Raw genomic sequence first — 10,097 nt, forward strand, 5'->3', positions numbered from 1 at the left:
TGGAAAAACGCTATGAATCAGTTTGCGATTTTGTACGGAGATCGATTCATCAGGTCAAACTGGTGAAATGAAGGCCTGCCTAACGGCAGGCCATTACCAGCCCGCACACAAAAAATCTGACACTCTCATGACGGCCTGCCAGCCAACCTAGCTCTGGCGGGTATACTCGATCCCATTGTGGGAGCGAGCCTGCTCGCGAAGGCGGCCTGACAGCCACCCAACCTCTAACTGCCTACACCCAATCCAACTGTGGGAGCTGGCTTGCCAGCGAAGACGCCCTATCAGCAACCCAACCTCTAACTGCCTGCACCCAATCCAACCGTGGGAACTGGCTTGCCAGCGATGACACCCAAACAGCCAACCAATTTCTAACTGCCTACACCCAATCCAACTGTAGGAGCCAGCCTGCTGGCGATGACACCCAAACAGCCAACCAACCTCCAACTGCCTACACCCAATCCAACCTGTGGGAGCGGGCTTGCTCGCGAAGACGCCCTGTCAGTCAACCAGTCCCTGCCAGATGTACCCGATTCCAATGCAGGAGCTGCCGCACAGGGAATATCAGGCATGTTTCAGTCCAACGGCCCAATCACCAGCCGATACTTCTCCACCCCCTGCGCCGTCCCCCGACTCAACCGAATCTCCAACCCCAACGGATCCTCCCGCCGATTCCCACTCAACTGCCGCCAGCCCTTATCCACTTCCCAAACCCGAATCTGTGCATCACTAACATCCTTCAACACTGCAACCCCGTCAGTAGGCGCCGGCAACGGATACCGACTCCGCGCCGCCGCCACCGCCCGATACAACGTATCTCCCTTGACCCACCACCGCACCCGCTGCAACGCCCCCGGCTGATCCGCCGCCGTACGAATGATGTCCAGGTGAAACCCCTTGCTGTCACTGCTGCGCACAGTCAGCGCGGCCGGTGCGCTGGGCGGCTCATCATCCACCCCAACCTTCTTCGGCTCACTCAATTCAATCCCCGCCCGCATATCCACATCCCGCTGCAACTGATTCAACGCCCGCAACAAACTGTCACTCTGCTCACTACTGGCCTGCAAATGGCTGTCAGCCCGAGTCACGCTGTCGAGCCCACGCCAGGCAATCAAACTCACCACCGCCATCAGCAGAATCGCGACCATCACCTCGATCAGGGTGAAACCTTGTTGGTTCTTCATTGCACGCTGATCCGGCCGGCGCCATCGCGCAACACGCTCAGGCGATTGAAACCATCAGACAAGGTCAATTGCAGCGGCGGATTAATCCACTCAGCGTTCAGCACAACCCTCTGTTTCGGCTCCACCCGCACCTCCATCTTCGGACTCTGCCATGGCCGTGGGCGCAATTGCGGGTCCTGGCTGAAATGCTCGAAACCCTTGCCACTGTCACTGCGCCGACTAAACCGAAACCCCTTGGCATCACTCACCCACACAATCGGCCGACCATCCGCCCGCGCTTCGGCCTGCGCCACTTGCAGCAACTGCGCCACACGCTCGGCATCCTTGCGCAGCAATTGCAGCGGATCGGGCTTGATGCTCAGGCTGATCGCCGCACTGGCGATACCGATGATCACCAGCACCACCATCAACTCGATCAGGGTAAAGCCCCGTTGCCTGTTCATCGATTGCGCGCTCCTTTGCGTTGAGGAACATCCTGCACGGCCAACATGTAAGGCGTGTGAAATAAAACCGTGAGAATTGCCGCGTAGTCTGTGGGCAGGGACTAAAAGGAGATTCAGCCCATGATGTTCACCGCACGCTTTTCCCCACCGCAAATGGTCCAGGCCGTGGCACTGCTCGCCGCACTGGTCGGCGTGGCGACGTGGTCGTCGCTGCTGCTGACCACCGCCGAATCCCACACCCCACCGGCAGCCCCGCAATTGCTCGCGGCACGCAGTGACAGCCCGGCGTTGCAGTGGTTTTCCAATCAGACGGCACCGATGGATATCAAGGTGAGCGGCGTGATGGCGGGGAGTCGGGGGGCGGTGGCGATACTGAGCCTGAACGATGGGCCGCCGCGTAGTTTTTTGCAGGGGGAGAAGGTTGGGCCGGGGGTGAAGTTGTTGGCGGTGGAGGGGGATGGGGTGGTGATTGAGCGGGGTGGGGAGAGGGTGCGGTTGGTGCTGGATAAACTGCCTGAAGGACCGATGTTGCCGAGGTTGGTGAGGCCGTGAGTTGTGCGGCAGAGTCTCATTACCGTTTCGAAGCGGCCATTCGTCAATGGCCGCTTCTACCCCAAAGTAGCTTATCTGCTAGGTCGCTGACAAAAATAATTATTTGTTATCGCTTCTCTTTGAGAACTAGCGCATTGAAGCTCTCAATAATAATTATTGAAATGCAATATTCTGCGCAGCTAATAGTTTTTCTTCAAGATAGTCCTTCCATAAGTCTAAAGCGCGGAGCTGCGTTATAACTTCTAGAAACTCTTCGTCGCTTAACGCGACCGTTGCAGTAGTGGCTGCGTAAGCTGCCCTAGGTTGGCACTCGTCAAGTATAGTTTCGACTATATTTAGTAACTTATTTTTTCTTATCGCTGTCGTTGAATTTTTGTAAGATTCGAGTCTGTCAGCAGCAACCCGCACCGAACGGAAAACTTGTTCGCCAACTTCAAACCGCCTGAGCACGAGACGATCAGAGTTATTAAGATCAAGGGCGTCAACAGTGGAAATCCCAATCTTGTCTTTCCCTCTAAGCTGGTAGAGTCTGAAAGAAAGGTGATGCCGGGGATCGACGTCATACGGATTAACTAGTGGGTCAGTGACTACATCGTGAACGCCTTTGGCAATATTGCATCTCTTGCACGAAGGAAGCAAATTGCTCCACTCAACAACAGAATCTTTGTAAAGGTTTTTGTACCGGAAGTGCTCTACCTCCATGTACTTGCTTTCGTCTGATAGAGAGCATTCGCAAAATGCACATTTTTCGTTGCTGGAAGCCAGTAATGGAGTTTTTATTTGCGCATGATTCCATACGCTACTACCATCATTCTTGAATTTTTGTGTTAGCTCAATGACGACAGCTTCAGATAAATAAGCAGGCTTTGGTCGTCGTTCTAGTTTTATCAATTGTATTACCCCTTGAGAGCACCAAGTTGGAACGATAAGAGCTTCCTCAAATTATTTTCGGGATGCAGTAATTTTTCCAGATTGATAAATTCCAGTTTTCCGGCCTCGTAATCTTCTTCATCTACGGCTCGCTGGAAGCTTTGGATTGCGCTTTGATATACAGCGGTTCGGGTATCCCCCAATCCCATCACATCAGTCAAAACTTCCTCAACCGTCCAACCCTGATAGCCATATTCATTCGCCGGGAGCAACTTTCTCTCTAGTTTGCCATTGGCATAATGCAAGGCAATCACTTGATTTGGCATTGCAGTCTGTATTACATGTGGACTGTGCGTTGTGGTTATGAATTGCGCACTTGGGAAAGCTCGTGACAAGATTGAAGAGATTTTCGCCTGCCATTCTGGGTGCAAATGAAGTTCTAACTCATCTATCAAAATTACACCTTCAAACTCATCCAGTTTAACTCCCGGCTCACCAAAGCGAAACTCAATTTCCTTCACAATTCCAAACAATATAGATAGGCAAGACTTAAAGCCAGAGGAAAGATATTCATAATAAATTTCGCCAGCAGGCGTATTCACCATTATCTCATTGGTTCCAGCATCCACCCTAGTGAACTCAAAATCACTATTCAGCAGGGAGAAAAATTTCTTTGCCTGATAAAAGTTATGCATTCGAGCACCCGAAAGAGCGCCGGCATGCGCAGAGTAGAGATATCGATTGACAAACCAGCTTTTTACTTCGCTCAGGTTTACGCCATGCTTATTGCTGGATGAAGTGCTATATATGTCTCTATCCATATCCCGAGATACAGCATCTAATGCGATGTAATTGAATGTGCGCGCAATCTTCAATGAAATGAGATACTTTGGGTAGTTCTCAGTTGCTGCAGTGTGTTCGGTTTTTCTTGGGCTGAACTCGACGATTTGATAAGTTTTCTCTTCGGTTTTCCCATGGCCCTGATCCATGAGCGCCTTAACCATCCCGCACTCAGAACTTACCCTTCGCTTTAGAAGATTACTTTCAAGGCCAGAAAATGCGTGAGCAACGCTTTCAAGAATTGTCGTTTTCCCGATTCCATTAGGCCCACTTATGATGTTCATTTGTTCGTCGAAGGTTAAAATAAGGTCGTCGATACCACCAATTCCGGTGATTTGGATCTGCTTGATCTTCATCCAAAAATCCTTTTGCGTTCGAGCGTATACACGCTAATAAAACTTGGGGTGATTCCATCATGCCACCACTTAGCGGTGGGTTCACCTCCATTGAGTGCATCGAGTCGACGCTAGCTTGGGGCGGCTTATGGTCCAGAGTGTGTAAAAACGCTCATTGCCTCATCGTTTTGGGTCATCGACGTTCGTTTGCTGAGCGATAGCACGGTCAATGGTGCGGGTCGCATCGGTCGCGACCTGGGACACGTCAATGCGGTTTTTACAGCCTCTGGGATGGGCCAAAATCAGCCTTTTTTAGGCCGACAGCGCCTTCATCAAACCTCGAGCACCGATGATTTTCATGACTCGTTTCATGTTGTAGGCGAGCACATTCAAGCTCATCTCCGCACTCACCCCGGCCAGCTTTCGCGTCAGGAAGTGCGTCGCTCCCATCCATTGTTTGAGCGTCCCGAAGGGATGCTCAACCGTCCGTTTTCGGACTCGCATCATCTCTGGTGCTTTGCTCAGCCGATGCTGCATCTCCTCCAATACGGCTTCGTGCTCCCAGCGTCGAACTCGTCTCTCCGTGCTCGGTGTGCACTGCGATTTCAACCCGCAGCCCTGGCATTTCGAACTCCAGTAACGATGCAACTTCAGGCCTTTTTCAACGTAGGAGTAGTGCCAGATCAGCGACTCTCCAGCCGGGCAAATGTATTCGTTTTTTACCGCGTCATAGAGGAAGGCATCGTTATTGAAACGCCCGCCAGCCTTGGCTCCTGAGGTCATCGGCTTGGGCACATAGGCGGTGATGCCTGCATCGTGGCAAGCCAGGATTTGTTCGCTTTTGAAGTAACCTCGGTCAGCCACTACCGACAACGTATCTGACGCCATCGCCGCGCGGGCCTGCTTGGCCATCGAGCTGAGTTGATCGCGGTCTGAACCGACGTTAGTCACCTCGTGCGCAACGATCAAATGGTGTTGAGTATCGACCGCTGTCTGCACGTTGTAGCCAACGATTCCCGTGCCACGCGTCATCATGGAACGGCTGTCTGGATCGGTCAGTGAGACCTGTTTATCGGGGGATTCATTGAGCTGAATTTCGATCGCCTGAAGCTCTTTCATTTGAGTTTTGAGCTTGGCGATTTTCTCTTCCAGCCGCACGGCACTGGACTCGGAAGCCGTGGGTTCTTGCCGATCGGCAGCATCCAGTGCCGACAGGTAACGGTTGATGCTCGATTCAATTTCTTCCATTAGCCGCTTCAGTTTGGCGCTGGTGAAATTGCGGTCGCGGTTGTTGACTGCCTTGAATTTGCTGCCATCGATGGCGACCAGATGTTCTCCGAACAGTCCCAATTGCTGACACAGCACAACGAACTGCCGACAGACGCCTCGGATGGCCTTGCTGTTGTCTTTTCGGAAGTTGGCGATGGTCTTGAAGTCCGGCATCAACCGCCCGGTCAACCACATCAGCTCGACGTTGCGTTGGGCTTCTCGCTCCAAACGTCGGCTTGACTGGATGCGGTTGAGATAGCCGTAGATGTAGATCTTCAGCAAGATCGCGGGATGGTAAGCAGGCCGGCCAGTATCGGCTGGAATGGCACCTTCAAAACCCAGATTGACCAGGTCTGGTTCGTCGACGAAGACGTCGACTACGCGCACCGGATTGGTATCGCTGACGTAGTCGTCGAGGCTCTCGGGAAGTAAGGTGCCTTGGCCTCGATGTTCACCTTGGATAAAGCGCTTCATGGGCGATCCCTGCGATGAAATCCTCAGAAATCATAGCAAGTGTTCGCGAAGGTGTTTTTACACACTCTGGACCGAAAGCAGCCACCTATATCTTGGCTAAATCCTACTTGCAAACCTTCAATCGCGTTCCATCAGTGCCACTGCCTTCACTGGAGTCAATCTCTCCGTTATGGTCGATATGAATTTCCGTTGTCGGCCATTGGGGCTTAATACTGACGCAACGGTTCAGGCCCTTTGCATTCCACCAGTCCAGACGCATGAAGAACTCATCGTCAGGAAAGATATGTCCTACATCACCCGTTGTCTTTCCGGGCAGCAGTTCACCGCGAACGATGGTGTGCTGTGTGTTCAGGACGTAATTAATGTTCTTGGTGCCGTCTTTTGAGTAGTAAACGACAACTCGCGGTATAGCTATGTACCAGCACGCCACAGCAGCAATGAGAAATAACCCTATCCACCGGCCAATACGTCGTGGTCGCTTTTCACTTGCAGACATGCTTTTGAACCCCTGTACCCCAGTCAGCAATTGGCACCGCCAACACCTTGTTCATGATGATTTGTGCCGTGAGACCGCCGTTCGGATATTCCTTGTAGAGTTCCATTCCGAGGATGATCGACACCCTATCAGGAGCATCGTCCCATGCTCGCATCCCTTCGACGCCTTCAGTCCTTCGTGGACCATCAAACCTCTTGGGGTCTTGGAGGAAGCGCCAACTGTCTGAGCCTATTTGCTCGACTCCAGCGCCGTCTAACTGCACGCTGTCAGAGAGTCCACCGGCTAAGCCGACGTACCCATAATGGATGTTCGACCAGATGTCGTAGTAGAAGTCATACGGCCCCTGCTTATGCCAAGGCGCACCAAACAATTTGGCCAATTTGGGCTTGTGATCCCAATCCTGACCCTGTCCTACCTTACTCGTCCAGATGGCGAAAGCTTTCGCCTTTTTCCCAAGTGCCATGCTGTAAAACTGAGGGTCCTGCCCCAGGCGCAGGTAGAGCGGAAGCTCCATAAATTTCTTGGTTTCCGCCTCAGGATCGAAGCTGTTTAATTCTTTCATTTCCAAGACTGCTGGGTCATTGATATTGCGGTTCATCTCATCGGCGATGTAACTGGCCAGTTGCTCCATCATGTCAGGGTCTTTGCACGTTGTAGGTGCTTCCGGCTCTGTCTTCGCTTCGGGTTTTTCGGTACTGGCTTGTGGATCTACCAATGCATTCGCCGCCAGAGCTTTCTCTGTCAAATTTGGATCTGCGAGCAAGGTCGCCATCTTTTCATCGTCCACGGTCCCATCTGGGCGGAACGCTCCCAGTGCCATGAAGTTGATGATGGATGCACCGCCAGCATCGCCCATGACAAACCCGCCACCTACATCGCCTGACCCGGTGATGATGGTTCCGCCATGGCTGGTAGGACTACCAAGGTGGGCCATAGGACGGCCATTCACTTGAATCGATGGAAACCCTGTAGTGATTACGGCGCCACACCCACATGTATCACCAACGCGGGCGGAGCCCATAAAGTTGATATTTACGTCGCCACTGGCGGAGGCAATCGGGGTGGTGCCATGGCCGGGCAAAGGGCAGACATGTTTATCACCCAGTCGTGCAGAAGAAATCATGTATCGTCCTTGAATCGTTGCGAGGCGTGCCAGCTTGTGGCTGCGGTAGTCTGACTTTACCGGGAAGCTCAAGCAATGGCTGCAAGACAAATCCTAAAAGTCCTGCTGAAAATCTTCCGTTTTCCGTGTCAGTTTTTTTCTATAAAAGATATCGGGTCGTGGTGAATCGTCCCTGGTTCGTAGTTACATCCGACGGTCTTCTTTTGGCCTACACAAGTATTTGGAAACGATCGAGCGGTTACCCAAAAAGCACTGGTGGGTAATAGGGGCGTCTTGGGGAGGAGCGCGTCGAGATGTATCGCAAAAAATAGAGCGATTCTCGTGGCCGAGATTGTCAGTTGCGACTGGCAATCTCGGCCCTTTTTAATCGTCAGTTGGGATAAGCGGACGGATCTATTCAGGGAGGCGTGACGGAATTCGGTCTCGATAAACACCAATGTTTAAAAAGACATCTCCAAACACTCTCCCAGGCTACACATCCTTGCGCCTTTGCCTACAGCTACGCCAGAATCCGCCGGCTTGTGCGCTTTTGGGTCGGATTCTATTGTGGTCCGGTCGCTGACGAATCAGCGATCGGGTTTGGTAGCCCGGCTTAGACTTGGCGCATAGCGTCACCCGATGCAGGCCTTTTTGGGGCTGTGTATTTATGGTGGCCATGCGCAGGGCGTCTTCGGGCGCGCCGGTTCTCCAAGTCACCGGTCTACCAACCTTCGTATGGCCACCACCCCTTCGTTTGGTAGCGAAAGATGATGGCTCCTTTTCTATGATTTGGAGATTCACTCATGATCAAGCCAACACCCAACCCGCCCGAAACCGCCTCGGTTTCCCCCTACGACTCCATCGATTCCAAAAAACTCCACGAAGCCGCCGACCGCGCGCTCGACCATTACCTCTGTCCACCCGGTTCCACGCCGCCCCCACGTAAAATCCGCGGGATGTATGCCGTGACGGCGGACAACAAAACCGAAGAGCTGCTGGTCGATGCCAGTGAAACACTCGCTTCGGCGCAAACCATTGCCCAGAACGTCGCCAGTTTGTTGCCGGCGTCGCAGCGTCGGGCGTTGTTGGGGATCGCACAGTTGATCATGCTCGGGGAGTTGGCGGTTAATCGGGCGTTGGATAATTTGCAGTTGCCGGGGTGATGCGGATGCCGGGATCACTTGGTGATTGATCGGGTGTTCATTCTGGCGCCTTCGCGAGCAGGCTCGCTCCCACAGGGTTTTATGCTGATTGCAGATGTTGTGTACGACGCTGGAACCTGTGGGAGCAGTTGATTATTACCGTGCCGTTTTCGTGTGGTTATTGAGGCGCTTCAGGACATTCACGGGTCCATCGCGTGACCGTCATGTCATTGAATTGCTCACCGATGGTATCGACGCGTAGGCAAGTTCCTTTCTTCGAGTAGTACAAGATGCAGCGCGAGCTATCAAACGAGCAGGTATCCAGTTCGAAGAACTTGCGTGCAGCCAGCTCCCGCTCCACGCCACTGTATTCATAGCCATCGTTGGTATGCATCCGCGTCGGCTTCCAGCCTTGCTTGACTAGCTTGGACTTGGCCGCCACCAGACGCTCACCGACGACGATGCCTGCTGGACCGCGCTTGTCGTTTGGCGTCTGTGAGCCATCGGCAAACGCTGTGCTGATACCCGTGCAATAAATTGCGGCAAGTACGAGGGTCGAAGCCTTCATTTGGCAGTTCCTCCCGCTGATTTGTAGCTCGGCAATAATTCTGAATACTCGGCGTAAGGTGGCGGAGGATAGTGATTCTTCATGCTAAGTCCTTTGTGAAGTGCCGCCCACTTTGTTGCTGCTTTCGGCATGGCGATGCAGGCAAATCCTGAGATTATTTATGTGTGGCCATCTGTTGCCATCCAACCATTTTCCCTCACCCGTTATCCTGCGCGCCCCGCGAATGACAGGAATCAGCCGTTCGGCCACAGCATTTTAGGCTTTGTCCTACAGCCAGCATTTGGGCGTTTCGATAGCGTCAGGCTGTCAGAAGCCAGTTGGGATTCCCGAAATGACAAGGATGATGCATGAGTGAACATGGAAACGTACCAAGGCCCGCGCAACCTAACCCGCCAAGAAAAAAGGTCTACCGTGGTGTAGAACCGACTGACCTGCACGCCAAGCACTGGGCAGAGTATCCAGAAGCTCCAGCCGAGAAACCGGCTGCTGTCAAGGAACCAGCGGAACCCGGTTTTTACATCGTTCAGCAAGTCATGCCGCGCTCTGCGCTGGAAGCTGCATTGTTCGATAAGCCGGATGGTGCAACGCTTGAGAAATTCTCGCGGCTCAACCCTCACATCACTGGCTACGCTAAGCCCGGTCAGCTCATTGTGTTGAGCGATCCGAACAATCCCCAGTGCACACTTGAAGAAGCGATGTGTAGTGGTCAACTAATCCCGGACACGACGTTAAGTTTTTTCTCGGCCTGAGCTGGGGCCAGTCCGTTGTTGAATTGGTGCGGTCTAATCCAGTTGTACCGATGCATCAGGTAATGACTGATGTCGC

The 10,097-nt window shown here is 52.8% G+C and carries 10 protein-coding genes and 1 pseudogene; 3 read left to right on the top strand and 8 right to left on the bottom strand.

Annotation, left to right across the window (positions count from 1 at the left end):
- Positions 1-572: 572 nt before the first annotated feature.
- The gene (locus CKW18_RS29245) at positions 573-1,181 is read right to left on the bottom strand and encodes a prepilin-type N-terminal cleavage/methylation domain-containing protein (protein ID WP_095191939.1); all 609 of its coding nucleotides are present in this window, start codon (positions 1,179-1,181) and stop codon (positions 573-575) included.
- The gene (gene gspH / locus CKW18_RS29250) at positions 1,178-1,624 is read right to left on the bottom strand and encodes a type II secretion system minor pseudopilin GspH (RefSeq protein ID WP_095191940.1); all 447 of its coding nucleotides are present in this window, start codon (positions 1,622-1,624) and stop codon (positions 1,178-1,180) included. Before gspH ends, CKW18_RS29245 begins: the two co-directional genes overlap by 4 nt.
- A gap of 120 nt (positions 1,625-1,744) precedes the next feature.
- Between gspH and CKW18_RS29255 the strand changes: the two genes are divergently transcribed.
- On the top strand, positions 1,745-2,176 hold the full coding sequence (locus CKW18_RS29255) for a type II secretion system protein N (protein WP_095191941.1): 432 nt from the start codon (positions 1,745-1,747) through the stop codon (positions 2,174-2,176).
- Positions 2,177-2,329: 153 nt separating this feature from the next.
- Here the strand turns inward: CKW18_RS29255 and CKW18_RS29260 are convergent, their stop codons facing one another.
- The 5 genes from CKW18_RS29260 to CKW18_RS29280 form a co-directional block, all read right to left on the bottom strand.
- A complete protein-coding gene (locus CKW18_RS29260; protein ID WP_095191942.1) occupies positions 2,330-3,067 on the bottom strand; it encodes an HNH endonuclease in 738 nt (245 codons plus the stop codon).
- A gap of 5 nt (positions 3,068-3,072) precedes the next feature.
- Positions 3,073-4,242, bottom strand: coding sequence for an AAA family ATPase (locus tag CKW18_RS29265; RefSeq protein WP_095191943.1), 1,170 nt, complete (start codon positions 4,240-4,242; stop codon positions 3,073-3,075).
- 291 nt (positions 4,243-4,533) lie between these two features.
- Positions 4,534-5,964 (bottom strand): IS1182 family transposase, encoded by a 1,431-nt coding sequence (locus CKW18_RS29270; RefSeq protein WP_095191944.1) that lies wholly within the window; start codon positions 5,962-5,964, stop codon positions 4,534-4,536.
- A gap of 103 nt (positions 5,965-6,067) precedes the next feature.
- Complete coding sequence (locus tag CKW18_RS29275; RefSeq protein WP_095191945.1) at positions 6,068-6,460, bottom strand: hypothetical protein; 393 nt, start codon at positions 6,458-6,460, stop codon at positions 6,068-6,070.
- Positions 6,447-7,583, bottom strand: coding sequence for a polymorphic toxin type 44 domain-containing protein (locus CKW18_RS29280; protein ID WP_095191946.1), 1,137 nt, complete (start codon positions 7,581-7,583; stop codon positions 6,447-6,449). Before CKW18_RS29280 ends, CKW18_RS29275 begins: the two co-directional genes overlap by 14 nt.
- A 782-nt stretch (positions 7,584-8,365) precedes the next feature.
- Between CKW18_RS29280 and CKW18_RS29285 the strand changes: the two genes are divergently transcribed.
- Positions 8,366-8,725 (top strand): DUF6124 family protein, encoded by a 360-nt coding sequence (locus tag CKW18_RS29285; protein ID WP_095191947.1) that lies wholly within the window; start codon positions 8,366-8,368, stop codon positions 8,723-8,725.
- 157 nt (positions 8,726-8,882) lie between these two features.
- Here the strand turns inward: CKW18_RS29285 and CKW18_RS29290 are convergent, their stop codons facing one another.
- A complete protein-coding gene (locus CKW18_RS29290; RefSeq protein ID WP_095191948.1) occupies positions 8,883-9,272 on the bottom strand; it encodes a hypothetical protein in 390 nt (129 codons plus the stop codon).
- Between the two features lie 347 nt (positions 9,273-9,619).
- On the opposite strand from CKW18_RS29290, the pseudogene CKW18_RS29295 reads away from it, so the two are divergent.
- A pseudogene (locus CKW18_RS29295) lies at positions 9,620-9,970 on the top strand (hypothetical protein); the annotation flags it as partial.
- Positions 9,971-10,097: the final 127 nt, after the last annotated feature.

It is taken from the genome of Pseudomonas sp. Irchel 3E19 (assembly GCF_900187585.1).
GTDB lineage: Bacteria > Pseudomonadota > Gammaproteobacteria > Pseudomonadales > Pseudomonadaceae > Aquipseudomonas > Aquipseudomonas baetica.

What these genes read in the sequence shown, in the direction of transcription:
- CKW18_RS29245 (WP_095191939.1), bottom strand. Translation starts at nt 1,181, where the DNA reads ATGAAGAACCAACAAGGTTTCACCCTGATCGAGGTGATGGTCGCGATT.
- gspH (WP_095191940.1), bottom strand. Translation starts at nt 1,624, where the DNA reads ATGAACAGGCAACGGGGCTTTACCCTGATCGAGTTGATGGTGGTGCTG.
- CKW18_RS29255 (WP_095191941.1), top strand. Translation starts at nt 1,745, where the DNA reads ATGATGTTCACCGCACGCTTTTCCCCACCGCAAATGGTCCAGGCCGTG.
- CKW18_RS29265 (WP_095191943.1), bottom strand. Translation starts at nt 4,242, where the DNA reads ATGAAGATCAAGCAGATCCAAATCACCGGAATTGGTGGTATCGACGAC.
- CKW18_RS29270 (WP_095191944.1), bottom strand. Translation starts at nt 5,964, where the DNA reads ATGAAGCGCTTTATCCAAGGTGAACATCGAGGCCAAGGCACCTTACTT.
- CKW18_RS29275 (WP_095191945.1), bottom strand. Translation starts at nt 6,460, where the DNA reads ATGTCTGCAAGTGAAAAGCGACCACGACGTATTGGCCGGTGGATAGGG.
- CKW18_RS29280 (WP_095191946.1), bottom strand. Translation starts at nt 7,583, where the DNA reads ATGATTTCTTCTGCACGACTGGGTGATAAACATGTCTGCCCTTTGCCC.
- CKW18_RS29285 (WP_095191947.1), top strand. Translation starts at nt 8,366, where the DNA reads ATGATCAAGCCAACACCCAACCCGCCCGAAACCGCCTCGGTTTCCCCC.
- CKW18_RS29290 (WP_095191948.1), bottom strand. Translation starts at nt 9,272, where the DNA reads ATGAAGGCTTCGACCCTCGTACTTGCCGCAATTTATTGCACGGGTATC.